Origin of the sequence: Achromobacter sp. ACM01 (assembly GCF_014851745.1) — a bacterium.
GTDB classification, from domain to species: Bacteria; Pseudomonadota; Gammaproteobacteria; order Burkholderiales; family Burkholderiaceae_B; genus Achromobacter; species Achromobacter aegrifaciens.
On sequence record NZ_JACVAF010000001.1, the window covers coordinates 276,003 to 300,860 of the forward strand.

Here is a 24,858-nt window from a genome sequence, read left to right on the forward strand (position 1 = left end):
GTTTCTTTGTGATTTCGAGTGGGAACGACAGGGGCCGCTCTATCTCCCCGTCACGCCCTACCATCTAATAATTGCGCGTTGCCCGGTTCCGGCGACTTCCGCCACTAGCGAACGGACCTTCGCGCCGTGTTTCGAGGTAAGCATGAAGAAGTGGAGAGGGATACTGGGGGCTTGTGCGATGCTGATTGGCAGCGTGGCAGGTGCTCAGGTGCAAGACATGCCCGGCGGCCCGAAGGTCAATCAGCTCAACCTGCATGAAGGTGTCACGGCAATTTCGCGCGACATCATGTGGTTGCATTGGATGCTGCTCACGATCTGTATCGTGATCTTCATCGGCGTCTTCGGAGTGATGTTCTACTCCATCTGGGCGCACCGCAAATCGCGTGGCCACAAGGCCGCGACCTTCCATGAACATCTGGGCGTGGAAGTCGCCTGGACCGTCATCCCGTTCATCATCGTCATCGCCATGGCGCTGCCGGCCACCAAGACGGTGGTTGCGATGAAAGACACTTCCAGCGCCGACCTCACCGTGAAGGTCACCGGCTATCAATGGAAGTGGGGCTACGAGTACCTCGACGGCTCGGCCACCGGCATCAAGTTCCTCTCCACGCTCTCGACCCCGCGCGCTCAGATCGAGAACCGCGAACCCAAGGGCGAGTTCTACCTGATGGAAGTGGACAACCATCTGGTCGTCCCGGCGAACAAGAAGGTCCGCATCGTGCTGACCGCAGCCGACGTCATCCACTCGTGGATGATTCCGGACTTCGGCGTGAAGCAGGACGCCATCCCCGGCTTCCTGCGCGACACCTGGTTCAACGCCGACAAGCCCGGTATCTACCGCGGCCAGTGCGCGGAACTGTGCGGCAAGGATCACGCGTTCATGCCCATCGTCGTGGAAGTCATGGCGCAGGCCGACTACGACAAGTGGGTTGAAGACCAAAAGAAGAAGATGGCGGCAAACGCCGACGATCCCAATAAAGAGTGGACGGAAGCCGAACTGGTTGCCCGCGGCGAAAAGGTTTTCGCGGCGAATTGCGTTGCCTGTCACCAGGCCAACGGCAAGGGCATCCCGGGCAGTTTCCCCCCGCTCGACGGAGACAAGGTTGTTCTGGGCCCGAAGGCCGAACAGATCAACACCGTGCTGAAGGGCAAGCCCGGCACCGCGATGGCGGCATTCGGCGGGCAGCTCAACGATGTCGAAATCGCAGCGGTCATCAGCTATACGCGCCATGCCTGGAGCAATGCAGGCAAGGGGCAGGACCCGACGGTTCTACCGAAGGACGTGCAGGCTGCGCGCTGATTGCGCGCGCCTCGGCACACCCTCGCAGAACCGGTTCCGTTTAGTTAGAGATACCCTGCCGGCCCCGTCGATCGGGCCCGGCACTCAGCAGGAAGGAGTCCATCATGAGCAGCGTCACTGTAGACCACGTGTCGCCGGGCCACGGCCACGGTCACGATGACCACCACCACGCCATCCCCACCGGCTGGCGCCGCTGGCTTTTCGCCACGAACCACAAAGACATCGGGACGATGTATCTCATCTTCTCGTTTGTCATGCTGCTGGAAGGCGGCACGCTGGCACTGCTGCTGCGCACCGAGCTCTTCGAGCCGGGCCTGCAGTTCTTCCGCCCCGAACTCTTCAACCAGTTCACCACCATGCACGGCCTCGTCATGGTGTTCGGCGCGGTCATGCCGGCCTTCGTGGGCTTCGCCAACTGGATGATCCCGATGCAGATCGGCGCCTCCGACATGGCGTTCGCCCGCATGAACAACTTCAGCTTCTGGCTGCTGCCGGTGGCCGCGATCATGCTGACCGCCTCGTTCTTCGTGCCCGGCGGCGCCACCGCGGCCGGCTGGACGCTATACGCGCCGCTGTCGCTGCAGATGGGCCCCGGCATGGACCTGGCGATCTTCGCGCTGCACATCATGGGCGCCTCGTCCATCATGGGCGCGATCAACATCATCGTCACCATCCTGAACATGCGCGCGCCCGGCCTGACGCTGATGAAGATGCCGCTGTTCTGCTGGACCTGGCTGATCACCGCCTTCCTGCTGCTGGCCGTGATGCCGGTGCTGGCCGCTGCCATCACCATGGTGCTGACCGACCGTCATTTCGGCACGGGCTTCTTCAACGCGGCCGCTGGCGGCGACCCGGTGCTGTACCAGCACGTGTTCTGGTTCTTCGGGCACCCCGAGGTCTACATCATGATCTTGCCGGCGTTCGGTATCGTGTCGGCCATCGTGCCCGCGTTCGCCCGTAAGAAGCTGTTCGGCTACGCCTCGATGGTTTACGCGACGGCTTCCATCGCCGTGCTGTCCTTCATCGTGTGGGCGCACCACATGTTCACCACCGGCATGCCGGTCACGGGTCAGCTCTACTTCATGTACGCCACCATGCTCATCTCCATCCCGACCGGGGTGAAGGTGTTCAACTGGGTCGCCACCATGTGGCGCGGCTCCATGACGTTCGAGACCCCCATGCTGTTCTCGATCGGCTTCATCTTCGTGTTCACCATGGGCGGTTTCACCGGCCTGATCCTGTCGGTGGCCCCGATCGACATCCAGGTCCACGACACCTACTACGTGGTCGCGCACTTCCACTACGTGCTGGTGGCGGGCTCGTTGTTTGCTCTCTTCGCCGGCGCCTACTACTGGGTGCCCAAGTGGACGGGCCGCATGTACAGCGAAAAGCTGGGCAAGCTGCACTTCTGGTCGACGCTGATCTCGTTCAACGTCACTTTCTTCCCGATGCACTTCCTGGGCCTGGCAGGCATGCCGCGCCGCTACGCCGACTACGCGGGCCAGTTCACGACGTTCCACCAGATGGCCACCATCGGCGCATTCTGGTTCGGCCTGTCGCAGCTGATCTTCCTGTGGGCGATGGTGCGTTGCTACATGGGCAAGGGCGAACCCGCCGCGGCCAAGCCGTGGGAAGGCGCCGAAGGCCTGGAATGGACCGTGCCGTCGCCGGCGCCGTTCCATACGTTCGAAACTCCGCCCGAAGTGAAGTAAGGCAGCCTTTCATGTTTCAGGTAGCACAGCAATGACACCCGAGCAGCGCCGCCGCAACAAGATCGCAGGTCTGGTCCTGCTGGCATTCGTCATTGCCGTGTTTGCCTGGACCGTGCTGCGCGGCTCGGCCCTGCTGTCGGGCGTCGCTGTCAGTTAGGCGCGGGCCATGAGCGACGACCTGCGCGAAACCTCCCAGCGCAAGCTGAGTTTCCTTCAGACGATGAAGGCGGTGGCGTGGGGGTTCTTCGGCGTGCGCAAGGGGGCGGGCCATCGGGAAGACGTCGCCAAGCTCAACCCGGTCCATGTGATCGTGGCGGGGCTGCTGGCAGCGGCTATCTTCGTTACTGTGCTGGTATTAATTGTGCGTTGGGCCGTTTCCAGCCTGACTTGAATCACTTAATTCTATAAATCTGTACCAGGGAGAAAGCCATGAGTGCAAGCCACTCGGTTCAAGGTAAAGAGGCACCGTATTACTTCGTGCCCGCCGACTCGGGTCATCCCGTGCGTACGGCTGTGGCGCTGCTGTTCATGGGCCTGAGCGCCGCGGCCTGGATCAACGGCGTCAGCTGGGCCAAGTGGACCCTGCTGGCGGGCTTCATCGGTTTGATCGTGGTGTTGTACTACTGGTTTGGCGACGCCATCCACGAATCCGAGATCGGCCTGAACAGCAAGCGCATCGACGGTTCCTACCGTTGGGGCATGAGCTGGTTCATCTTCTCGGAAGTCATGTTCTTCGCGGCGTTCTTCGGCGCCCTCTGGTACACGCGCACCATCACCACGCCGTGGCTGGGCGACATGGACCACCGCCTGATGCTGTGGCCCGACTTCCAGGCCGTGTGGCCGAACTTCGGTCCTGCGGGCGTGGTCGAGCACTTCCAGACCGTCGGTCCGTTCTGGCTGCCCACCATCAACACGGCGCTGCTGCTGAGCTCCGGCGTCACGCTGACCATTGCCCACCATGCGCTGCGCGAAAACCATCGCGGCAAGACCATCTTCTGGCTGCTGGCCACCGTGGTCCTGGGCTTCGTCTTCGTGGCCTGTCAGGCATACGAATACCACCACGCCTATACCGAACTGAACCTGAAGTTCAATTCGGGCGCCTACGGGTCGCTGTTCTACATGCTGACGGGCTTCCACGGCTTCCACGTGCTGCTGGGCGCCACCATGCTGACGGTCATTCTGATCCGCCTGATCCGCGGGCATTTCACGGCCGACCATCACTTCGGTTTCGAAGGCGCCGCCTGGTACTGGCACTTCGTGGACGTGGTGTGGCTGGGCCTGTACCTGTTCGTGTACTGGTTCTGATCGTTACGCGGAACCAATGAAGCGCGCCAGTTCTTGTGCGAGAACTGGCGCGTTTTACTCATCTGCGATCGTGCACTTGCGGGAACCCGCGGCCCGTATGCCTATCTAAGGCCTGTGCTTTCGATCCAGCCCATGTGATGGGCGAACAGCACGAACAGGAACAGGGCCACCGATAATCCGATGCGCACCGTCAGCGCGTTGACCGTTCGGCTGGTGGTTCCCTTGTCCCGCATCAGGTAGACCAGGGCCGATGCCAGGCTGGCCAGAATCCCGATAAAGGCCAGGACGACGAAAACGCGCATGGTGGTCTCCGGACGAATCAGAGTAGTTATTGTAGAAATATGGCCCGACCGCATTCAACCCGATACACGGTAGCCGCCTTGCTGTTGCTGGGTGCCGCCGTGGTCATCCTGGCATCGCTGGGGCAATGGCAATTGCGCCGCGGCGATGAGCGACGCGCCATTCTGGCCGCTATCGAAGCGGGCCGCAAGCAAGCGCCGCTGCCCTTGAGCCCGGCTACCGACCCCGCCGATATGACTGCCTGGCGTTCGGCCCAGGCTACCGGGGTCTGGCTGCCGCAATTCAGTGTACTGCTGGACAACCGCAACCATGACGGCAAGCCCGGCTATTGGCTGGCCACGCCGCTGCTGCTGGACGCCGATGCGCGCCGCGCCGTACTGGTGCTGCGCGGCTGGATTCCGCGCGTCATGGGGGTTCAGGGCCAGGGCCCCTCGCAGCCGCCGCTGCCCGTCACGCCCGAAGGGCCGCAAACGGTGACGGGCGAGCTGTCGCCTCGCGTGCCGCGTCTGTTCGAGATCTGGTCGCTGGGAGGGTCGGAGCAGTCCGCCTTGCCGGCCTCGCTGCCCGTGGCGGGCGGCGTCTTGCCGCAGGTGCAGAACCTGCCGCTGGACGCATACGCCAAATCCACCGGTCTGGCCCTGCTGCCCACGGTGCTGTCGCAGGCCGCGGGCAACGCGGACGATGGCCTGGTGCGCGACTGGCCGCAGCCGTCCGTGGACTTTCAGCAGAACACGTCCTATGCCGTACAGTGGTTTGCTTTTGCCTCGATTGCCGCCGTCGCATGGCTGGTGGTGCTGGGGGGCGCCATCCGGCGCATGCGGCGCGCGCAGAACGCGCCCGGCGCCTGACCGGGACGCCGACTCTTAACCCGCAAGACGACAGGATACAAAGTGGCTCGCGACCTTTCCTCTACCAAGCCCGCACGCAAGCGCTCCCTGATGCCGATGCTGCTGGTGTTCCTGTGCTCGCTCGCACCCATCGTCGCGGCGGTCGTGGTCTACATGAATCCGCAATGGTGGCCCGATGAGTCCAGCAATTACGGCGCGCTCCTGAATCCGCAGCGGCCCATGCCCGCGGCCGCGGAGTTGCGCCTGACCACGCTGGACGGCCAGCCCTTCGACCTGCAGAGCCTGAAGGGCAAATGGTTGCTGGTGGCCGCCGATGGCGGCGCCTGCCCGGAAAGCTGCGCCCGCAAGCTCTTCATCGCGCGCAACAGCCATGCCAGCCAGGGCAAGAACGTCGACCGGCTGGCGCGCGTCTGGTTCATCACCGACGATGCGCCCGTGCCGGACAAGGTGCTGGAAGCCTACAAGGGCACGGTCATGGTGCGCGCCAATCCAGACCAATTGGCGCGGTTCCTGCTGGCGCGCGATACTGCGGCGGGCCAGCCCGGGCTGGAGGCGCCGATCTGGGTGATCGACCCGCTGGGCAACCTGATGATGCAGTACCCTGCCGAGGCCGATGGCGTGAAGGTGCGCAAGGACATCAGCAAGCTGGTCTACAGCTCGAGAATAGGCTGAGCCTCGGGCTGGCATGGTTTCAATGCGTCGCGCGCATCGCGCGCGGCGTTGCAGATTGGATGTTTATGGAAATCGAACGCATCAAAGCGCGTTATCGCAAGCTTGTTTTCTTTACCTGGTTCCTGACGCTGGACCTCATCATGTTCGGCGCTTTCGTGCGGTTGACGGATTCCGGCCTGGGTTGCCCCGATTGGCCCGGCTGCTACGGCAGCGTGACGCCGCTGGGCGCGATGGGCGACATCCACGAGGCATCGCAGGCCATGCCTTTCGGCCCGGTCACCTTGTCCAAGGCCTGGATCGAAATGATCCACCGCTATGTCGGCACCATCCTGGGCATGCTGATCATCGGCATCGTCTACATGGCGTGGCGTTACCGCGGCCAGCTGGGCCGTTCGCCCAAGTTGGCCGTCGTGACGCTGATTGCGGTTTGCGTGCAGGGCGCGTTCGGCGCCTGGACCGTGACCCACAAGCTGATGCCCGTCGTCGTGACCGCGCACCTGGTGTTCGGCCTGTCGGTGCTGGCGCTGATGACCTGGCTGTCGGCGCGCGAGCGTCCGCACCTGGCCGTGGCGGCTGCGGCCGCACGCTGGAAACCCTGGGTGGCCGGGGGGTTTGCGCTGCTGCTGGTGCAGGTGACCCTGGGCGGTTGGGTCAGCACCAATTATGCCGCGCTGGCCTGCATGGATTTCCCCATGTGCCACGGAGCCTGGGTGCCGGAAATGGATTTCCATGGCGGCTATTCGATCATCCGGGCCTTGGGCGAATTGCCATCGGGCGAGATGATTTCCCAGCCGGCGCTGACCGCGATCCACTGGGTCCACCGCAATTTTGCCTTCGTGGTGTTCCTGTACCTGGGCATACTGGCCTGGCGCCTGCGCGCCGAGCCCGGCCTGCGCGGACCGGCCACGCTGATGCTGGCGCTGCTGGGCGCGCAGCTGCTGACCGGCTTGACGACGATCTTTTTCCAGTGGCCGCTGTTGATCGCGGTGCTGCACAATGGAGGCGCCGCCGGCCTGACCCTGGCCGCGGTGGTGTTGATGGTGCGTTTGTCCACAGCTGGACGTGCGCCCGCCGGGGGCTACGGCCCCAATTCGGTGCGCGTTTAAAATAGGGCCCACTATGACCAGTATTGCCGCTCCCCAGCCCGGATTGTTCCGCCAGTATTTCGTCCTCACCAAGCCGCGTGTGACGCAGTTGGCGGTGTTTTGCGCCGTGATCGGCATGTTCCTGGCGGCGCCCGGCATTCCGGACATGCGCCGCGTGCTGTTCGGCACCCTGGGCATCTGGCTGCTGGCCGCGGCCGCTTTCGCCATCAATTGCCTGATCGAACAGGAAATCGACGCCCGCATGCTGCGTACCGCGCGCCGCGGCACGGCGCGCGGCACGATTTCGGCTTTCCAGGTGCTGAGCATGTCCGGCCTGCTGGGCGGCGCCGGCATGTTCGTGCTGTATCACCTGGTCAACCCGCTGACCATGTGGCTGACCTTCGCCACCTTCGTGGGTTACGCCGTCATCTATACCGTCATCCTGAAGCCGCGTACGCCGCAGAACATCGTCATCGGCGGCCTGTCGGGCGCCATGCCGCCCGCGCTCGGTTGGGCGACCGTGGCGGATTCGGTGCCGGCCGAGGCCTGGATCCTGGTGCTGATCATCTTCATCTGGACGCCGCCGCACTTCTGGGCGCTGGCGCTGTACCGCAACCACGATTACGCCAAGGCCGGGCTGCCGATGCTGCCGGTCACGCACGGCAACCAGTTCACGCGCCTGCACATCCTCTTGTACAGCGTGGCGCTGGTCGCCACCACGCTGTTGCCCTATGCCATCCGCATGAGCGGCGAACTCTACTTGGTGTCCGCGCTGGTGCTGGGCGGCATGTTCGTTTCCTATGCATGGCGGCTCTATCGCGCCTACAGCGACGAGCTGGCGCGCAGCATGTTCCGTTTTTCCATTCTCTACCTGGCGCTGCTGTTCGGCGCCCTGCTGGTGGACCACTGGGTCGGCCTGCTGCGCTGATCCCCTGGAGGTTGTCGATGTCCGTGTTTTCCACCAGCCGCCGGCTGGTCCTGCGCCTGGGCGCAGCTGCTGCTTTCACCGCCGCCCTGGCCGCCTGCGGCGACAGCGCGCCCGTATTCAAGGGCAGCGACATCAGCGGCACCCAATTGGGTCGCGGCATGGAGCTGGTCGATTACAACGGCAAGACGCGCCAGCTGTCCGATTTCGCCGGCAAGGTGGTGGTCGTGTTCTTTGGCTTCACGCAGTGTCCGGACGTGTGCCCGACCTCGCTGGCCGAGCTGACCGAAGTCATGAAGAAGCTGGGGCCGGACGCCGACCGCGTCCAGGTGCTGCTGATTTCGGTGGATCCCGAGCGCGATACGCCCGAGGTCCTCAAGCAGTACGTCACCGCCTTCGATCCGCGCTTCCTGGGGCTGACCGGCACGCCGGACCAGGTAAAGAAGGCCGCCGCATCGTTCAAGGCCTATTACGCCAAGGCGCCGACCAAGGACGGCAGCTACACCATGGACCACACGGCCGCGTTCTACCTGCTGGACGGCAAGGGCGAATCGCGCGTGCTGGCCAACAACAACATCGGGGTGGAAGCCCTGACGCAGGATATCAAGGCCCTGCTCAAGGGCTGATCAGGCGGCAGTGCCGGCTTACTTGCCGGCGGCGGCCCAGCCGGCAAGCGCGGCGCGGGCCGGCTCGCTCAGTTCTGCGGCAGGGATCTCGCGCCGGTGCGCCATGATCATGAGCGCGTAAGGGGTGGCCAGCGCGGCAGCCTCGGGACACAGGCGGGATTCGTCGCCCACAGACGGCGAAATATTGCGCCAGTAGTTGATGGCCTGTTCGAGCTGGGGCAGGGTAATGGGATCCATCCGCCTATTGTCCACGAATGGGAATGGCTGTCCACCGGCCCGCGTCCTGCAAAGAAGCGTCACCATCGCAACACGCCGAAACCGTGCCTGGGTGCTATACCACTGCCGGTTAGTAACGATGGAGCATCGTCATGAATACATCCGCCAAAATTGAATCTGCGCGCCGCGCCATCCATCCCCTGGTCGCTGCCGCGGCGATCGCCGTCATCGTCATGTGTACGGTGGGCGTGGCCGCCGTGATGGGCTGGCTGCCCTCGCCTTCGGCCAACCCGCATGCCGACGAACCCGTGGCCGAGGCCGGTCCCGAAGACGCCAACCTGGCGCCCGCGCCGCAGGCCGCCGTGCCGCCCGCGCCCGCGCAAGGGGCGCAGGCGTCCGCTGCGCCGCGTCCCCAGGCCCAGGCGCCGGCTCCCGCCCAGCGCCCCGCGCCCCAATCGCCAGCGCCGCAAGCCTGCGCCACCTGCGGCGTGGTGGAATCGGTCCGACAAGTGCAGGTACCCGTCAAGGACAATAGCGACCACCTCATCGGCACCATCGGCGGCGGCGTGGTCGGCGGCGTCGTGGGCAACCAGTTCGGCGGCGGCAGCGGCAAGACGGCCCTGACCGTGCTGGGCGCGGTGGGCGGCGCTTTGGCAGGCCGTGAAGTTGAGCGTAATATCAGACAGCAACAAACGGTGACGCACTATGAACTCACGGTGCGCATGAATGACGGCAGCACGCGCCAATTCCGCAGCGCGCAGCCGTTCGCTTTTGCGTCGGGCGATCATGTGCGCGTGGAGAACAATCAGCTGCTGCGCGGATGATCCCGCCTGTCGGCGACATCTGTCTTAGGGGAGACCAGGAATGAGCGACCAACACACGAACCCGTTCGTTCTGCCCGGCATGGGCCAGCATTCCGACCTGTCGGGCAACCCGCTCCTGGCCAGCATGGAAATGATGCGTCAGGCCTGGGCGGGCCTGACCGGACCTGGAGGCCTGGCCAGCAGCCTGCCCATGGCTCCCCCGATGAACCTGGAAGACCTGGACCGCCGCATCGCGGAACTCCGCTCCGTGGAAAACTGGCTGCGCATGAACCTGTCCATGCTGTCCAGCACGATCCAGGGCATGGAAGTCCAACGCTCCACCATCAGCACGCTGCGCGCCTTCGTGGACAGCGCCGCCAATCTGGACATGGGCGCCTTCCAGGACAGCGGCGCGGCTTCGCCGCTGGAAGTCGTGCTGGGCTTGAAGCCCGGCCCCAAGTCCGCGGCCAAGACGACGGCCTCCAGCCCTGCCGCCGAAAGCGGCAAGGCCAAGGGCGAAGAGCCCGCAGGGCAGCAGCAATCCGCCGCGCCGGGCATGAGCGAACAAATGGGCGCCGCGGCGCAATCCGCTTCCAAGGCCTGGTGGGACCTGCTGCAGCAGCAGTTCAACCAGATCGCCGCTGCCACTGCGGCTTCCATGCCGGCCGCGCCTGCCGCTGCCGGCGCCGATGCCGCGGCCAAGCCCAAGCCGGGCGAATCCAAGGCCGCGGCCGCGCCCGCAGCCAAGGCGTCCAAACCGGCGGCCCGCAAGTCCGCCGCGCCCCGCAAGGCCGCCAAGAAAACCGGACCGGACGCCAACTAGCGTCGGTCCTCTCTTTAAATCGTCGGGCGAGACGGCCGCAAGGCCTCTCGACCGCCACTCAACATACTGGAACCTATGCTTAACGTAGTAATTCTTGCCGCCGGACTGGGTAAACGCATGCAGTCCGATCTCCCCAAAGTTCTGCACACGCTGGCTGGCAAGCCGATGCTGGGCCACGTGCTGGACAGCGCGCGCCAACTGAAGCCGGCGCGCATCATCGTTGTGGTCGGCCACGGTGCGGACCGCGTCAAACAGGCCTACGAAGGCCAGGCGGACCTGCACTTCGTGTTGCAGCAGCCGCAGCAAGGCACCGGCCACGCCGTGCAGCAGGCCGTGCCGCTGCTGCTTGAAGGCGATGGCAAGGACGACGTGACCCTGGTGCTGTACGGCGACGTGCCGCTGGTGCAGCCCGAGACCCTGCAGCGCCTGTTGGACGCGCGCGGCGCTGGCGCCGCCGTGCTGACCGAGGTGCTGGCGGATTCCACCGGCTACGGCCGCATCGTGCGCGACGCCAGCGGCAACGTGTGCCGCATCGTTGAACACAAGGACGCCTCGGACGCCGAGCGCGAGATCAAGGAAGTGAACACCGGCATCCTCAGCGCGCCGACCGCGAAGCTGAAGGACTGGCTGTCCCGCATCGACAACAACAACGCCCAGGGCGAGTACTACCTGACCGACGTGGTCGGCCTGGCGGTGGTCGACGGCGTGCCGGTGGGCGCGGCCCAGCCCGGTGCGTCCTGGGAAACGCTGGGCGTGAACAGCCGCGTGCAGCAGGCCGAACTGGAGCGCCGCTGGCAGGCCGAGCAGGCTCGCCGCCAGCTGGAAGCCGGCGTCACGCTGGCCGACCCCGCGCGCTTTGACGTGCGCGGCTCGCTCACCTGCGGACGCGACGTGTTCATCGACGTGGGCTGCGTGTTCGAAGGCCAGGTGTCGCTGGCCGACGGCGTGCGCGTGGGCCCGCACTGCGTGCTGCGCGACGTCAGCGTTGGCCCGGGCACGCACATCGAGGCCTATAGCCATCTGCAGCAGGCGCAGGTCGGCCGCGATGCGCGCGTCGGCCCCTACGCCCGTCTGCGTCCGGGCGCCGAACTCGGCGACCGCAGCCACGTCGGCAACTTCGTCGAGATCAAGAAGAGCGTGCTGGGCGAGGACAGCAAGGCCAACCACCTGGCCTACATCGGCGACGCCGACATCGGCGCGCGCGTGAACGTGGGCGCGGGCACCATCACCTGCAACTATGACGGCGTGAACAAGCACCGCACCGTCATCGAGGACGACGCCTTCATCGGCTCGGACACGCAACTGGTGGCGCCGGTGCGCGTCGGCCGCGGCGCCACGCTGGGCGCAGGCACCACCCTGACCCGCGACGCGCCGGCCGAGAAACTGACGGTGTCGCGCGCCAAGCAGGTCACCGTCGACGGATGGCAGCGCCCGGTCAAGAAATCGTGACGGGGCAGAGCGGAGAGGCGCCGGCCAACGGCGCCAAGCCCGCGCCGCCCGACGGCCTGCCGACGCCGCGCCGTTACTGGGCGGCGGCCACCGTGATGACAGGCATCAGCCTGTCGGTCCTGGACACCACCATCGCCAACGTGGCGCTGCCCACGATCGCCGTCGACCTCAACGCGTCGCCGGCCCAGGCGGTCTGGATCGTGAACGCCTACAACCTGGCGGTGGTGATGATGCTGCTGCCCTTGTCGGCGCTGGCCGAGCGCATCGGCTTTCGCCGCATGTTCACCTTCGGCCTGATGCTGTTCACCCTGGCCTCGCTGGGCTGCGCCCTGGCCGGCACGCTGTGGCAGCTGACCGCGGCGCGGGTGTTCCAGGGCATAGGCGCGGCGTCGCTCATGTGCATGTTCGGCGGACTGGTGCGCAACATCTACCCGTTGAAGCTGCTGGGGCGCGGGATAAGCATCAACGCTACCACCGTGGCCATCATGTCGGTGCTGGGACCGACCATCGGCTCGGCCATCCTGTCGGTGGCGCCCTGGCCCTGGATCTTCGCCGTCAACCTGCCGATCTGCGCGCTGACGATGCTGGGCCTGCGGCATCTGCCGGAAGTACCGCGCAACAACGTGAAGCTGGACTGGATCAGCGCGCTGCTGTGCATGCTGACCCTGGGCGTCTTCATTTCGGGCGTGGACATGATGGGCATGGACCTGCTGCGCGGCATCGGCCTGGTGGCGATCGCCACGGTCATCGGCCTGGTTCTGGTGCGGCGCGTGGGCAAGCAGCCAGCGCCGCTGGTGCCGGTGGATCTGCTGCGCATCCGTCCGCTGGCCTTTGCGGTAGGCGCCTCGGCCTGCACCTTCGCCGCGCAGATGGCGTCCTACGTGTCCCTGCCGTTCTATTTCCAGCAGGTGCTGGGGCGGCCGTATCTGGAAGTGGGCATGCTGATGGGCGCCTGGCCCGTGGGCACCGCCATCATCGCCCCGCTCGCGGGGCGGCTGTCCGACCGCTATTCGGCCGCCACGCTCAGCGGCATGGGCGCGGCGGCGATGGTGGTCGGCATGCTGTGGCTGGCGGCGCTGCCGGCCACGGTGTCGAACTGGCCCATCATCGCGGGCATGTTCGTGGCGGGGATGGGCTTCGGCTTCTTCCAGACGCCCAACAACCGCGCCATGCTGTCGGCCGCGCCCCGTTCGCGCAGCGGCGCGGCGGGCGGCCTGCAGGCCACCACCCGGGTCTTCGGCCAGAGCTTCGGCACGGCGCTGGTCGCGATCGCGTTCAGCATCAGCCTGGCCCATGGCCCTGGCCTGGCGCTGGTGCTGGGGACCATCTGCGCCGGGCTGGCGGTGGTGGTCAATACGGTTCGCTTCAGCAAGTTGCGGCCCTAGGGCGGTCCCGCGAGGCCGCCATTGTGGCGCCGGCGGGCTTGGGCCCCCGGCCGCTTCTATAATGACGGCCGGCGCCGGATTGAGTCATCTGGCGCAACGATTACCTATTTTGAAGGCGTTCAGGCATGAAGATCACGGTCGTGGGTACCGGTTACGTGGGGTTGGTGTCGGGGGCGTGCCTGGCCGACATGGGCAACGACGTCATGTGTCTGGACGTGGACGCGGCGAAGATCGCCCTCTTGCGCCAGGGCGGCATTCCCATCTATGAGCCGGGCCTCGAAGACCTGGTGCGCCGCAACGTGCAGGCGGGCCGCCTGCATTTCACCGACGACGTCGCGCAGAGCGTGGCTTTCGGCGACGTGCAGTTCATCGCCGTCGGCACCCCGCCCGGCGAGGACGGTTCGGCCGACCTGAAATACGTGCTGGCCGCCGCCCAGAACATCGCTCGCCACATGACGTCGCGCAAGCTCATCGTGGACAAGTCCACCGTGCCGGTGGGCACGGCCGACAAGGTGCGCGATGTCGTGGCGCGTGAATTGGCCGCACGCGGCGTGGACATCCCCTTCAGCGTGGCGTCCAACCCCGAGTTCCTGAAGGAAGGCGCCGCCATCAACGACTTCATGAGCCCGGACCGGGTCGTGGTCGGCGCGGACGACGACTACACCATCGGCGTCATGCGTCGCATCTACGAGCCCTTCCAGCGCACCCACGACCGCCTGATGGTGATGGACGTGCGTTCGGCCGAGCTGACCAAGTACGCCGCCAACGCCATGCTGGCCACGCGCATTTCCTTCATGAACGAAATGGCGAACCTGGCTGAAGCCCTGGGCGCGGATATCGAACAAGTGCGCCGCGGCATCGGCGCCGACCCGCGCATCGGCTATCACTTCCTGTATCCCGGCGCGGGCTACGGCGGCTCCTGCTTCCCCAAGGACGTGCAGGCGCTGGTCAACACAGCCGCCGAGAACGCCTTGCCCATGCGCGTCATCGAGGCCGCCGAGGCTGCCAACCACGCGCAGAAATTCCGCCTGTCCGAAAAACTGGTGGCGCGTTTCGGCGAAGACCTCAAGGGCCGCAAGATCGCGCTGTGGGGCCTGTCCTTCAAGCCCAACACCGATGACATGCGCGAAGCGCCCAGCCTGACAGTCATCGCCGAACTGACGCGCCGCGGCGCCGAGGTGCGCGCCTATGACCCCGTCGCCATGCACGAGGCCGCGCGCGCGCTGGCCGGCAAGCCCGGCATCAGCTTCGCCACCGACATGTACGACGCGCTGGACGGCGCCGACGCGCTCCTGATCGCGACCGAATGGAAGGTCTTCCGCGCGCCCGACTTCGATCGCGTCAAAGCCCTGCTCAAGACCCCGCTCATCATCGACGGCCGCAATCTCTACACGCCCGCGGACGTGCGCGGCCTGGGCTTCGAGTACTCGGGCATCGGCCGCGCATGAAGATCCTGCAGCTGAACTTCGAGAAGGGCTGGCGCGGCGGCGAACGGCAGACGCTGTACTGCATGCGCGCATTCCGCAAGGCTGGCCACGACGTCGAAGTGATGTGCCGCGAAGGCGCGCCCTTGGCCGAGCGCGCGCGCCAGGAGGGCTTCGTGGCCCATACCTGCCGCAACGTGCCGGGGCAGCTGGCCTTCCTGGCCGGCGCCGGCCGCTACGACATAGTTCATGCCCAGACCGCCAACACCATCACCTGGGCGGTCCTCACCAAATGGCTGCACCGCCGGCCGGTGGCGTTTTCCCGCCGCACGTCCTTCGTGGTCAAACCCGGCGACGAATGGAAGACCGGCTTCAAGTGGCGCCACGCCGACCTGTTCGTGGCGATCAGCGAGATGGCCGCTGGCGAGCCGCGCCGCCTGGGGATCGAGCCCGTCATCATCCGCAGCGCCGTCGAGCCGCACCAGATCGACACCGAGAATGTCGCCCAGCTGGTGCGGGAATTCGATCTGGCCGGCAAGAAGGTCATGGCCACGTCGGCCGCGCTGATCCGCGACAAGGACCCGGTCACGCTGGTGCGCGCCGTGGCCGAATTGGCCAAGACGCGCCGCGACTTCGTGTTCCTGCACTTCGGCGCCGGCGGCGACCGCGAGCAGCAGGCCAAGGATGAGGCGCGCAAGCTCGGCATCGAGGACGTCTATCGCTTCGCCGGCTTTCGCAAGGGCGTGGAAGATTTCTACAGCATCCTCGACGTGTTCGTCATGAGCTCCGAGGAAGAGGCCCTGGGCAGCAGCGTGCTGGATGCTTTCCTGCAACGCGTGCCGGTGGTGTCCACCGATGCTGGCGGCCTGAAGGAAAGCCTGGCCGACGGACGCGGCGTGCTGTGCGCCGTGGGTGATTTCCAGGCCATGGCGCAGGGCATGGCGCGCTGCCTGGACGACGCGGCCTTCCGCCAGGAAGTCACCGAGCGCGCCTATGCCTACGTGCGAGACGAGCACGACGTGCAGAAGATGGGCAACCGCTACCTGGCGCAGTTCGAGCGCCTGATCGCCCGCCGCTGATCCGACCTGCCTCAGGTCCGCAGGTCTATCCGGGTCTCGAACTTGGCGCGATGCACCGAGAAGAACGTGCGCACATTGCGCACGTTGGCCTGCGCGGTGAAAGCGCGGTGCACCAGCGCGTGATAGGCCGGCATGTCCTTCACCTGCGCGATCACCACGAAATCCGGCCCGGGCGATACCCGGTAGCACTGCAGCACCGCGGACTCGACCAGCATGCTTTGCTCGAACGCGTCCAGGCTCTCAGCCGCCTGCACGTCCAGCGTGATCTCGACGATGGCGGTCAGCGTGCTGCCCAGCTTTTCCGCCGCCAGGATGGCCACCTGCCTGTCTATCACCCCTTCATCCACCAGCCGCCGCACCCGCCGCAGGCAGGTCGGAGGCGAGGCATGCACGCGTTGCGCCAGCTCTTGGTTGGTCAGCGAGCTGTCTTCTTGTAACTGTTCAAGAATGCGCCGGTCCAGATCATCCAGCTCTGGCAGGGAAATCTGTGCGTTTTGCATGATTAATTTCAAAAAAATGACCTGGAAGAAATATTATTTAATCACAATCATGTAAGGGAATTAACTTCCATTTTTAACTGCATAAAGAAATCAAATTTCTTGCGGGGACGAGCACAATGCGTCGGTACACGAACTTACCGGAGCACTCTCCTATGTGCGGCATTGTTGGCGCCGTCGCCCAGCGCGACATCACCCCGATCCTCGTTGAAGGCCTCAAGCGCCTTGAGTACCGCGGCTACGACTCCTGCGGCGTCGCCGTCTACGCCGACGGCCATCTGCGCCGCACGCGCAGCACGCAACGCGTGGCCGAATTGGCCGAACAGGTTGCGCAGGACAAGGTCAGCGGCTTCACCGGCATCGCCCACACCCGCTGGGCTACCCACGGCGTGCCGGCCACGCACAATGCCCACCCGCACTTCTCGCGCCTGGGCAACGACGAGCCGCGCATCGCGCTGGTCCACAACGGCATCATCGAGAACCACGACGAACTGCGCGCCGAGCTGCAGGCCGTGGGCTATGTCTTCGAAAGCCAGACCGATACCGAAGTGATCGCGCACCTGGTCAACCACCTGTATGCCGGCGACCTGTTCGAAGCCGTGCAGAACGCCGTGCGCCGCCTGCATGGCGCCTACGCCATCGCCGTGTTCTGCCGCGACGAGCCGCACCGCGTGGTCGGCGCGCGCCAAGGCTCGCCGCTGGTCGTGGGCGTGGGCCAGAACGAGAACTTCCTGGCTTCCGACGCGCTGGCCCTGGCCGGCACCACCGACCAGATCATCTACCTGGAAGACGGCGACGTCGTCGACCTGCAGCTCTCGCGCGTCTGGATCGTGGACGCCAACGGCAAGAACGTGGACCGCGAAGTCCACACCGTGCACGTGCATACCGGCGCGGCCGAACTCGGCCCTTACCGCCACTACATGCAGAAGGAAATCTTCGAGCAGCCGCGCGCTGTCGGCGACACGCTGCAGGACATCGAAGCCATCACGCCCGAACTCTTCGGCGACCAGGCCTACAAGATCTTCAAGGACGTCGATTCCCTGCTGATCCTGGCCTGCGGCACCAGCTACTACGCCGGCTTGACCGCCAAGTACTGGATCGAGTCCATCGCCAAGATCCCCGTGGCCGTGGAAATCGCCAGCGAATACCGCTATCGCGACAGCGTGCCCAACCCGCGCTCGTTGGTGGTCACGATCTCGCAGTCCGGCGAAACCGCCGACACCCTGGCCGCGCTCAAGCATGCGCGCTCGCTGGGCATGGAAAACACGCTGACCATCTGCAACGTGTCCACCAGCGCCATGGTGCGCGAGTGCAAGCTGTCGTACATCACGCGGGCCGGCGTCGAGATCGGCGTGGCTTCCACCAAGGCCTTCACCACCCAGCTCACCGCGCTGTTCCTGCTGACCCTGGCATTGGCCCAGGTGCGTGGCCATCTGACCGAAGAGCAGGAAGCCGAACACCTGAAGGCGCTGCGCCACCTGCCCGTGGCCATCGGCTCGGTGCTGGCCCTGGAGCCCCAGATCATGGCCTGGGCCGACCGCTTCGCCTCCAAGGAAAACGCCCTGTTCCTGGGCCGCGGCATGCACTACCCGATCGCCCTGGAAGGCGCGCTCAAGCTCAAGGAAATCAGCTACATCCACGCCGAAGCCTACCCGGCCGGCGAACTCAAGCACGGCCCGCTGGCCCTGGTGACCGAGCACATGCCCGTGGTCACCATCGCGCCTAAGGACGAACTGCTGGAAAAGCTGAAGTCCAACATGCAGGAAGTGCGCGCCCGCGGCGGCGAGCTGTATGTCTTCGCCGATGCCGACAGCAAGATCCAGAGCGCCGAAGGCATGCACGTGATCCGCATGCCCGAACACTACGGCAAGCTTTCGCCCATCCTGCACACCATCCCGCTGCAGCTGCTGTCGTACCACACGGCGTGCGCGCGAGGCACGGACGTGGACAAGCCGCGTAATCTGGCCAAGAGCGTGACGGTGGAGTAAGGCCGGACCGTCGCTGCCATATCGAGCAAAAAGCCCACCCGCCCGGTGGGCTTTTTGCTTTTTGGGGCGGCGCGTGTGCGAATACTTACTTGTCCGGGGAGCGGGAGTCAGGCTTTGTTATTTCTGAATAATGACTGTAGCCAGGCTGTTTTTGAATATGACATTGCGCCGAGCTATTAATAAATAACCCCGCGCCGCCATTATGTTTTTTCATTTTGGTTAAACCGGACCAACAAAAACCCTTTTATATATTTGCTAACAATCTCGTTGGCCGGTCATGTTGCGGTTTATGTAATGAATGTAATTGTTTGAGGGATTTCCCGGGGTTTATTGCGACGAATCCGACTTACTTGCACAGCAATAAAAATATTTAGAAAGAATTTTGCTGTTTGCCACCTATACGATTCGTTGGCTCGCCGCTTGGTACGCCTAATCAAGTATCGAGCTGTAAATATTCTTAAGCAATACGCCCGCCCGAACCGGGGCAAACATATTCGATTCTGCATCGATTTCGTGCCCCCGGGTGTCAATTTCTAGTGTCTTCGACACGACGAAAACAGTGAGGTCCCCCGTGGTAAAGAGAATCGCAGTGTGTGGCCTTGGATATGTCGGCCTGCCCGTAGCCGTCGCATTTTCCAAGCGCTTTGATGTCATCGGCTTTGACGTGGACAAGCGGAGAATCGCACGGCTGAAAGAGGGTGATGACTGGACCGGCGAGATCGAACGCGACGTGTTGCTTGCCTCCCCGATGCAGTTCACCGACCAGATCTCGGAACTGGAAGGCTGCGATTTCTTCGTCGTGGCCGTACCGACCCCCGTCGACGAAAAGAACAACCCGGATTTTTCGCTGCTGGTGCGCGCCTGCCGCTCGATCGGCCCCGTGCTGCGCCCCGGCTGCATCGTGGTTTTTGAATCCACCGTCCATCCCGGCGCCACCGAGGAAATCTGCGGACCGGAGCTGGAGAAGGTGTCCGGCCTGCGTTGCGGCGTCGATTTCAAGCTGGGCTACAGCCCCGAGCGGATCAATCCGGGCGACCGCGAGCATCCGCTGGAGAAGATCGTCAAGATCGTGTCCGGCCAGGACGAGGAATCGCTGGAAGTCATTGCCGGCGTGTACGAGAAAATCATCGACGCCGGCGTGCACCGCGCCTCCTCCATCAAGGTCGCCGAGGCGGCGAAGGTGCTGGAGAACACGCAGCGCGACATCAACATCGCGCTGATGAACGAAATGTCGAAGATCTGCGATCTGGTCGGCATCCGCACCTCGGAAGTGCTGGCAGCCGCCGGCACCAAGTGGAACTTCCTGAAGTTTTCGCCTGGTCTCGTGGGCGGTCACTGCATCGGCGTCGATCCGTACTACCTGACGTCCAAGGCGCAGGAGCTGGGCTATCACCCCGAGGTCATCCTGTCGGGCCGTCGCATCAATGACGGCATGGCCAGCCACGTCGCTTCGCGAGTGGTCCAGACCCTGGCCCGCAACGGCCGCCTCAATGCCACGACCCGCGTCGGCATCCTGGGCATGACGTTCAAGGAAAACGTGCCCGACATCCGCAACTCCAAGGTGGTCGATCTTTACAACGCCCTGGGCGCCTACGGCATCACCCCGGTCGCGTGCGACCCGATGGCCGATCGGGAACAGATGGAGCACGAGTACGGCATCAAGCTCGTCGAGCGCGACCAGTTCCGCGACATGGATGTGCTGATCCTGGCGGTGCCGCACCGCGAAACCATGGACACCTTTTGGGACGACCTGCCGACGCTGGTCAAGAGCGACGGCATGGTGTGCGACCTGAAGTCCGTGCTCGACAGCAAACGGCTTCAGTCCGACCTCCTGTACTGGACTCTTTAAGTTCAGGCTCACTATCGATCACTAGAGGAGAGCCTCCGAATGGCTGCTTTTACCACCGCTCCGATTGGAACCTGCCGCATCCATACGCCGCTGCGCGATGCCGTGGGCCGCTACCCGATCAAGCTGCAACTCGGGCGCAACTACGGTTTCGTGCACACCAGCGCCGAGGCGCTGCAGCAGGCGCGATTCATGTTCGGCCAGGGCGACATCCCTGCCGACGTCCAGCGCGTGATCTTCCGGCCTTCGAATGGCGAGCAGGCGCGCAAAGGCGCCCACAAGCCGGCTGACCTCTACGTGGTCGAACTGTCTTCGCGCAAGCTGCTGACCATAGACGGCTACCCGATACAGTCCAACTACCTGGTGCGCTACTTCAGCGAGTTCTTCGCCGACCGCACGCGCACCCGGATGTTCTGGTCCATGGCCCACGCCGACCGCCTGGCCGAGCGCCGCGCGCTGCTGGACCAGGATCCGGTCTTCAAGGCGCTTACGCCGGACGACCGCAACCTGCTCGCCCGCATCGTCAAGCGTGACCAGACGGATGAGGAGATCGAGCAGGAAATGAACCAGCTGGTCGCCCTGCTGGGCCGCGACAAAGTGGTGTTCGTCACGCACGTCAATGCCATGACGCCGGACAACGCGCCCATCGAGCAACGCCAGCAACTGATCGCCGCGGTGCTCGCCAGCGCGCAGCGCATCGGCGTGCCTTGCTACGACCCGACGCCGCTGATGAACAAGATCGGCCAGGCCGAGGCCATGGAAAATGGCGGACTGGACCTGACCCACTACACGCCGGTTTTCGCCGAACGCCTGTGCGCAGAGTGGTTCAAGACGTTCATGCGTCCGCGCCTGGATGCGTCGACGACGCAGCCCGCCGCGCCCAAGCTCTCCGCCGATGAAAGCGCCGACCGCATCGAGAAGCTGTGGGATTCGGGCGAACTGCGCGAAGCCTCGCGCCGCGTGCGCGAGGTGCTGCGCCGCCATCCCGGCCTGCCCGACCACACGCTGCTGTTTGCGCGCATCCAGGAAGAGCTGGGCGACTACGAAGGTTCGCTGGCGCTTCTGGGCAGCGCCGACGGCGCGGTGGCGTCCGGCAGCAAGGCTGAGCAGATCCTGATGCGCAACCAGTTCAAGCTGGGACGCCATGACGTGGCGTACTCGCTGGCCGCGGGCTTGCTGGGCGATGAGATCGAAACCCCCGAAATCGTGCGAATCGCGGCGATTTCCGCGGGCCAGTTGGGCTATGTGGACGAGACCCTGGGCAACTGGAAGCAGCTGTTCCGCATCTCGTCCCCGGAAGACGCGGTCGCGGTGGAAGCCGCCGACACCGTGCTGGCGCTGCTGCAGGCCAGCGGCGATATGGAATCCGCCATACGCTGGGTCCACGAGGTCCGCGCGGCCATGCCCGCGTATGGCCGCGGCTTCGCCATGCTGTGGCGCGACCGGCTGCTGGCCGGCGATCGCGCCGGACTGCGCAACCTGGCGTCCGAGTCGCCCGTGCTCAATGATGTCGACGCGTTGGAGCTGGTCAAGGAAGCCTCGTGGCGCGGCAGCATCATGGCCGCGGCCACGCTGGCGGTCTCGTGCAAGCTGGCAAGCAGCGAGCATGAGGATATCGTCGCCTGGCTGAATTCGCAGTCGCAGGCCTGGGCCGAGGAAGGTAACCGCGCGCTGGAGGAAGGACGCCTGCGCGATGCCGCGGAGCGCATCTGCGCGCACCGCCTGCTGACTCCGGATGCGCTGGCCGGCGTGCGCGCCCAGCGCGCCTTCGAGCGTGCGATGCGCCTGGGCGTGCGGGCCGCGCTGGTGGCGGGCAATCACAAGGAAGTCATCGACCTTACCGACATCGCGCTGGACAGCCAGATCGATTTCCCGGAACTGCATGCCATGCGCGGCCGCGCGGCCGACGCGCTAGGCGACAAGAAGACCGCCATGCGGCACCTCGAGCAAGCTGCCGCCGGCGATTCCGCCTCGTTCAGCACCCAGCTGCATTTTGCGCGGGTAGCCTTCCACGGCGGCTGGTATGGCGAGGCCATCGACGCCTACAAGACCGTGCTCGACCATGCCGGCGCGGACCAGGGCGCCAAGGACGAAGCGCAGCGCCAGCTAGGCAGGCTGGGACCCCGCGCCATCCGAGGCGCGCGCGAGATCCTTTCCTCCGGCGATCATCAGGCGGCCTGGAACCTGCTGGAGCGTGTTGCGCAGTCCTGGCCCGGCATGTCGGAAGTCGACCATGAAAAGCGGCGCATCATCGCCGTGCTGTACGCCGAAGCGCGTGCACTGGATTCGGCCAGCACCACGGAACGCCTGGCCCTGGGCGAGCGCATCCTGAAGCTGGTTCGGGAAGACCCCATCGGCCTGCGCCTGGCCGCCGTGGGCGCCATGCGCCTGCATCGATTCGAACAGGCCCTGCCGTACTGGCGCAAGCTGCAGGAACGTTCCGAGAATCCGGCGCAGTTCGATCACTACATCGAACGCTGCCTCGTGTGGATCGAGAAGATCAACCGGAGGAAGGCAGCATGAATCCCCCAGTGACTACCGAGCGAGCGGAGGCTGCATCCGATCTGCAAGCGGTGCAAGCCCGGTTGGAAGAGATCGTCACGGCGTCGGTGCGGGTTCAAGTCGCCCAGGAAAACCTGCCCCGCGCCCAGGAACTGGCGCGCGAGCACATGGCAGACTCCAAGGTCCGCTTCCTGCTGCTCAGGCTGAAGGAAGCGGCGGGCCTGAACGAAGGCATGGCCGAGCAGTGGGCCACGCTGTTGCAGGAGTGCCCGGACGATTTCCTGATCGTCCGCTACTGCGCGACGCGCTTGGTGAAGGAACGCAAGATTGATGAGGCCCTGGCCCTGGTCGACCATCATCTGCCGCCCTCGACGCAGAATCCCAACCGCCTGTTCGCGCGGGCCAAGCTGCTTAGCGACATCCGCGCGCACGAGCAGTCCGACGAACTCTTTCGCCGGCTGATTTCCGAGAACACCGACCGCAACATGCGCGTCGAGTTCGCCAAGCGCCTGCGCAAGCGCGGGCTGCTGGCCGACGCGTTCGACGCGATCGCGCCCGTCATGAAGCACCTGACGCCTGGCAGCAAGGCGGCGGAGCTGGCCAACGACCTGGCCAGCGACTACGCCTTCTACCAACGCTTCGAGTCGGAAGAGGGGCTGGTGGGCAAGGATGTCAGGATCGTGTCCATGAAGCATGCGATCCTGCACTTCCGCGACCGCAAGATCGTCGAGCAGTCGGCGGAGAAGCCGGTGTCGGTGGCGCTGGTCACGGGCAGTCTTGGCCCCGGCGGCGCCGAGCGCCAGCTGACGCGGCTTGCGGGCGAACTGACCCGCCTGGCGGAGTCGCCCGAGCGCCGGCCGGCAGACGTGATCATGATGCCGAAGAAAGTCGAAGTCATGGTCAAGCAGCACACCGAGCCCGCGGGCTCCACCAAGAAGCAGGGACTGGATTTCTTCCTGCCGGTGCTGGTGAAGGCGCAGATTCCGGTCACGGAGATCAACAAGCTGCCGGCCGTGTCGGTGTCCCATCAATCCATGCCCGAGGGCAGCCTGAGCCGTCTGCTGGAACAGTTGCCGCCTCCGGTGCACTACGGCGTGACCCGGCTTACGCCTGTGCTGCGCGAGAACCCGTTCGACGTGGTGAGCCTGTGGCAGGACGGAACCTGCCTGTTCGGCGCGCTGGCGGCGCTTTTGGCTGGCGCCCCGACCATACACCTGGTCTTCCGCGGACTGCCGCCGAACATCCGCAAGGACCGCTTCCGCGAAGAATATCCCGAGCTGTACCAGGCCCTGGCCCAGGTGCCGGGGGTGGTTTTCGTCAGCAACAGCTGCAAGGCCGCGGAAGCCTACTCGGAATGGCTGGGCATCCCGATCACGCGCTTTCACATCCTTTACAACGGCGTGCCCGATCTGTCGACGGACGCTTCGGCCGTGGATGAGGAAAAGTGGAAGGCCTTTCAGGAAAGCACGAACGACGCCACCGAGACGATAGGCGGCGTGTTCCGCCTGGAACCGGACAAGCGGCCGCAGCTGTGGATCAAGCTGGCGGCGATGTACCTGAAGGACAGGCCGCAGGCGCGCTTCGTCATCGTTGGAGACGGACGGCTGCGCGAGAACATCGAGGCCCTGGCCGAAGAGCTGAGCGTGACAGACAGGCTCTTGCTGGTCGGTCTTTCCAACCACGTGGGCTATTGGTATTCGCAAATGGATGCCAGCGTCCTGCTGTCGCGCTACGAAGGCTTGCCCAACGTGCTGATCGAAGCCCAGTTGGTGGGAGTGCCGGTGATCTCGACTCCGGCTGGCGGCGCTGGCGAGTGCTTTGTGGAGAACGAAACCGGCCATCTGCTCAGTTGCGTGGATCACCCGGATCTGCACGAGGCCTGCGAGAAAGTCGCATCCATGGTCGACCAGGTGCGCAGCAACGAGCAGCTCAGGCAGCACAGCCGTCACCGCGCGCAGAAGCTGTTCTCGCTTGACGCCATGCTGACCAAGTTCATGGGCCTGTGCATGCCCGTGGTGTCCGAGAACGACGAACGCATGGATATCGAACCCATGCGCCTGATGCAAGCCTGAT

General features: G+C 65.0%; 23 protein-coding genes. 20 read left to right on the forward strand and 3 right to left on the reverse strand.

Going from position 1 to position 24,858, the window contains the following annotated elements:
- Positions 1-142 precede the first annotated feature (142 nt).
- The 5 genes from coxB to IB268_RS01345 all read left to right on the forward strand — a co-directional run bounded on the left by coxB (position 143) and on the right by IB268_RS01345 (position 4,317).
- Positions 143-1,300 carry a cytochrome c oxidase subunit II gene (gene coxB / locus IB268_RS01330; protein WP_054455449.1) on the forward strand — a complete coding sequence of 386 codons (1,158 nt, stop codon included), beginning with the start codon at positions 143-145 and terminating at the stop codon, positions 1,298-1,300.
- Positions 1,301-1,404: 104 nt separating this feature from the next.
- Positions 1,405-3,012: a cytochrome c oxidase subunit I gene (gene ctaD / locus IB268_RS01335; RefSeq protein ID WP_054455447.1), complete on the forward strand. Its 1,608-nt coding sequence runs from the start codon at positions 1,405-1,407 to the stop codon at positions 3,010-3,012.
- Between the two features lie 31 nt (positions 3,013-3,043).
- Positions 3,044-3,169: a cytochrome oxidase small assembly protein gene (locus IB268_RS31005; RefSeq protein WP_013390977.1), complete on the forward strand. Its 126-nt coding sequence runs from the start codon at positions 3,044-3,046 to the stop codon at positions 3,167-3,169.
- 9 nt (positions 3,170-3,178) lie between these two features.
- On the forward strand, positions 3,179-3,403 hold the full coding sequence (locus IB268_RS01340) for a DUF2970 domain-containing protein (protein WP_013390978.1): 225 nt from the start codon (positions 3,179-3,181) through the stop codon (positions 3,401-3,403).
- Positions 3,404-3,441: 38 nt separating this feature from the next.
- On the forward strand, positions 3,442-4,317 hold the full coding sequence (locus IB268_RS01345) for a cytochrome c oxidase subunit 3 (protein ID WP_042795688.1): 876 nt from the start codon (positions 3,442-3,444) through the stop codon (positions 4,315-4,317).
- Positions 4,318-4,418: 101 nt separating this feature from the next.
- Here IB268_RS01345 and IB268_RS01350 read toward each other — a convergent pair whose 3' ends face one another.
- The gene (locus tag IB268_RS01350; RefSeq protein WP_006224570.1) at positions 4,419-4,619 is read right to left on the reverse strand and encodes a twin transmembrane helix small protein; all 201 of its coding nucleotides are present in this window, start codon (positions 4,617-4,619) and stop codon (positions 4,419-4,421) included.
- Positions 4,620-4,658: 39 nt separating this feature from the next.
- Between IB268_RS01350 and IB268_RS01355 the strand changes: the two genes are divergently transcribed.
- The 5 genes from IB268_RS01355 to IB268_RS01375 all read left to right on the forward strand — a co-directional run bounded on the left by IB268_RS01355 (position 4,659) and on the right by IB268_RS01375 (position 8,773).
- Positions 4,659-5,465, forward strand: coding sequence for an SURF1 family protein (locus tag IB268_RS01355; RefSeq protein WP_054455446.1), 807 nt, complete (start codon positions 4,659-4,661; stop codon positions 5,463-5,465).
- A 90-nt stretch (positions 5,466-5,555) separates the two neighbouring features.
- Positions 5,556-6,137 (forward strand): hypothetical protein, encoded by a 582-nt coding sequence (locus tag IB268_RS01360; RefSeq protein ID WP_054455444.1) that lies wholly within the window; start codon positions 5,556-5,558, stop codon positions 6,135-6,137.
- A 71-nt stretch (positions 6,138-6,208) separates the two neighbouring features.
- Positions 6,209-7,243: a heme A synthase gene (locus tag IB268_RS01365; protein WP_054455925.1), complete on the forward strand. Its 1,035-nt coding sequence runs from the start codon at positions 6,209-6,211 to the stop codon at positions 7,241-7,243.
- Between the two features lie 13 nt (positions 7,244-7,256).
- Positions 7,257-8,150 (forward strand): heme o synthase, encoded by an 894-nt coding sequence (gene cyoE, locus IB268_RS01370; RefSeq protein ID WP_054455442.1) that lies wholly within the window; start codon positions 7,257-7,259, stop codon positions 8,148-8,150.
- A 17-nt stretch (positions 8,151-8,167) separates the two neighbouring features.
- A complete protein-coding gene (locus tag IB268_RS01375; protein ID WP_119449869.1) occupies positions 8,168-8,773 on the forward strand; it encodes an SCO family protein in 606 nt (201 codons plus the stop codon).
- Positions 8,774-8,791: 18 nt separating this feature from the next.
- On the opposite strand, the gene IB268_RS01380 is transcribed toward IB268_RS01375, so the two are convergent.
- Positions 8,792-9,010, reverse strand: coding sequence for a DUF3717 domain-containing protein (locus IB268_RS01380; RefSeq protein WP_054455439.1), 219 nt, complete (start codon positions 9,008-9,010; stop codon positions 8,792-8,794).
- A gap of 131 nt (positions 9,011-9,141) precedes the next feature.
- Between IB268_RS01380 and IB268_RS01385 the strand changes: the two genes are divergently transcribed.
- From IB268_RS01385 to IB268_RS01410, 6 genes are all read left to right on the forward strand, one after another.
- The gene (locus IB268_RS01385) at positions 9,142-9,813 is read left to right on the forward strand and encodes a glycine zipper 2TM domain-containing protein (RefSeq protein WP_192353713.1); all 672 of its coding nucleotides are present in this window, start codon (positions 9,142-9,144) and stop codon (positions 9,811-9,813) included.
- A gap of 40 nt (positions 9,814-9,853) precedes the next feature.
- The gene (locus tag IB268_RS01390) at positions 9,854-10,615 is read left to right on the forward strand and encodes a PhaM family polyhydroxyalkanoate granule multifunctional regulatory protein (RefSeq protein WP_192352931.1); all 762 of its coding nucleotides are present in this window, start codon (positions 9,854-9,856) and stop codon (positions 10,613-10,615) included.
- A 75-nt stretch (positions 10,616-10,690) separates the two neighbouring features.
- A complete protein-coding gene (glmU, locus tag IB268_RS01395) occupies positions 10,691-12,064 on the forward strand; it encodes a bifunctional UDP-N-acetylglucosamine diphosphorylase/glucosamine-1-phosphate N-acetyltransferase GlmU (RefSeq protein WP_119449871.1) in 1,374 nt (457 codons plus the stop codon).
- Entirely contained in the window at positions 12,037-13,449 is a 1,413-nt protein-coding gene (locus IB268_RS01400) for an MFS transporter (RefSeq protein WP_119449872.1), read from the forward strand. The genes glmU and IB268_RS01400 overlap by 28 nt, the downstream gene beginning before the upstream one ends.
- 125 nt (positions 13,450-13,574) lie before the next feature.
- Complete coding sequence (locus tag IB268_RS01405) at positions 13,575-14,897, forward strand: UDP-glucose/GDP-mannose dehydrogenase family protein (protein ID WP_054455429.1); 1,323 nt, start codon at positions 13,575-13,577, stop codon at positions 14,895-14,897.
- Positions 14,894-15,952: a glycosyltransferase family 4 protein gene (locus tag IB268_RS01410; protein ID WP_125472866.1), complete on the forward strand. Its 1,059-nt coding sequence runs from the start codon at positions 14,894-14,896 to the stop codon at positions 15,950-15,952. The genes IB268_RS01405 and IB268_RS01410 overlap by 4 nt, the downstream gene beginning before the upstream one ends.
- An 11-nt stretch (positions 15,953-15,963) precedes the next feature.
- On the opposite strand, the gene IB268_RS01415 is transcribed toward IB268_RS01410, so the two are convergent.
- A complete protein-coding gene (locus IB268_RS01415) occupies positions 15,964-16,452 on the reverse strand; it encodes an Lrp/AsnC family transcriptional regulator (protein WP_125472864.1) in 489 nt (162 codons plus the stop codon).
- Between the two features lie 152 nt (positions 16,453-16,604).
- On the opposite strand from IB268_RS01415, the gene glmS reads away from it, so the two are divergent.
- From glmS to IB268_RS01435, 4 genes are all read left to right on the forward strand, one after another.
- Positions 16,605-18,437 (forward strand): glutamine--fructose-6-phosphate transaminase (isomerizing), encoded by a 1,833-nt coding sequence (gene glmS / locus IB268_RS01420; protein WP_054455423.1) that lies wholly within the window; start codon positions 16,605-16,607, stop codon positions 18,435-18,437.
- 589 nt (positions 18,438-19,026) lie between these two features.
- Positions 19,027-20,286 carry a nucleotide sugar dehydrogenase gene (locus IB268_RS01425; RefSeq protein ID WP_192353714.1) on the forward strand — a complete coding sequence of 420 codons (1,260 nt, stop codon included), beginning with the start codon at positions 19,027-19,029 and terminating at the stop codon, positions 20,284-20,286.
- A gap of 39 nt (positions 20,287-20,325) precedes the next feature.
- Entirely contained in the window at positions 20,326-22,806 is a 2,481-nt protein-coding gene (locus IB268_RS01430; RefSeq protein WP_192353715.1) for a hypothetical protein, read from the forward strand.
- Positions 22,803-24,857 (forward strand): glycosyltransferase, encoded by a 2,055-nt coding sequence (locus IB268_RS01435; protein WP_192353716.1) that lies wholly within the window; start codon positions 22,803-22,805, stop codon positions 24,855-24,857. Before IB268_RS01430 ends, IB268_RS01435 begins: the two co-directional genes overlap by 4 nt.
- Position 24,858: the final 1 nt, after the last annotated feature.

Excerpts from the sequence above, each read along its gene's own strand:
- coxB (WP_054455449.1), top strand. The coding sequence starts at position 143 with ATGAAGAAGTGGAGAGGGATACTGGGGGCTTGTGCGATGCTGATTGGC.
- ctaD (WP_054455447.1), top strand. The coding sequence starts at position 1,405 with ATGAGCAGCGTCACTGTAGACCACGTGTCGCCGGGCCACGGCCACGGT.
- IB268_RS31005 (WP_013390977.1), top strand. The coding sequence starts at position 3,044 with ATGACACCCGAGCAGCGCCGCCGCAACAAGATCGCAGGTCTGGTCCTG.
- IB268_RS01340 (WP_013390978.1), top strand. The coding sequence starts at position 3,179 with ATGAGCGACGACCTGCGCGAAACCTCCCAGCGCAAGCTGAGTTTCCTT.
- IB268_RS01345 (WP_042795688.1), top strand. The coding sequence starts at position 3,442 with ATGAGTGCAAGCCACTCGGTTCAAGGTAAAGAGGCACCGTATTACTTC.
- IB268_RS01350 (WP_006224570.1), bottom strand. The coding sequence starts at position 4,619 with ATGCGCGTTTTCGTCGTCCTGGCCTTTATCGGGATTCTGGCCAGCCTG.
- IB268_RS01355 (WP_054455446.1), top strand. The coding sequence starts at position 4,659 with ATGGCCCGACCGCATTCAACCCGATACACGGTAGCCGCCTTGCTGTTG.
- IB268_RS01360 (WP_054455444.1), top strand. The coding sequence starts at position 5,556 with ATGCCGATGCTGCTGGTGTTCCTGTGCTCGCTCGCACCCATCGTCGCG.
- cyoE (WP_054455442.1), top strand. The coding sequence starts at position 7,257 with ATGACCAGTATTGCCGCTCCCCAGCCCGGATTGTTCCGCCAGTATTTC.
- IB268_RS01375 (WP_119449869.1), top strand. The coding sequence starts at position 8,168 with ATGTCCGTGTTTTCCACCAGCCGCCGGCTGGTCCTGCGCCTGGGCGCA.
- IB268_RS01380 (WP_054455439.1), bottom strand. The coding sequence starts at position 9,010 with ATGGATCCCATTACCCTGCCCCAGCTCGAACAGGCCATCAACTACTGG.
- IB268_RS01385 (WP_192353713.1), top strand. The coding sequence starts at position 9,142 with ATGAATACATCCGCCAAAATTGAATCTGCGCGCCGCGCCATCCATCCC.
- IB268_RS01390 (WP_192352931.1), top strand. The coding sequence starts at position 9,854 with ATGAGCGACCAACACACGAACCCGTTCGTTCTGCCCGGCATGGGCCAG.
- glmU (WP_119449871.1), top strand. The coding sequence starts at position 10,691 with ATGCTTAACGTAGTAATTCTTGCCGCCGGACTGGGTAAACGCATGCAG.
- IB268_RS01400 (WP_119449872.1), top strand. The coding sequence starts at position 12,037 with ATGGCAGCGCCCGGTCAAGAAATCGTGACGGGGCAGAGCGGAGAGGCG.
- IB268_RS01405 (WP_054455429.1), top strand. The coding sequence starts at position 13,575 with ATGAAGATCACGGTCGTGGGTACCGGTTACGTGGGGTTGGTGTCGGGG.
- IB268_RS01410 (WP_125472866.1), top strand. The coding sequence starts at position 14,894 with ATGAAGATCCTGCAGCTGAACTTCGAGAAGGGCTGGCGCGGCGGCGAA.
- IB268_RS01415 (WP_125472864.1), bottom strand. The coding sequence starts at position 16,452 with ATGCAAAACGCACAGATTTCCCTGCCAGAGCTGGATGATCTGGACCGG.
- glmS (WP_054455423.1), top strand. The coding sequence starts at position 16,605 with ATGTGCGGCATTGTTGGCGCCGTCGCCCAGCGCGACATCACCCCGATC.
- IB268_RS01430 (WP_192353715.1), top strand. The coding sequence starts at position 20,326 with ATGGCTGCTTTTACCACCGCTCCGATTGGAACCTGCCGCATCCATACG.
- IB268_RS01435 (WP_192353716.1), top strand. The coding sequence starts at position 22,803 with ATGAATCCCCCAGTGACTACCGAGCGAGCGGAGGCTGCATCCGATCTG.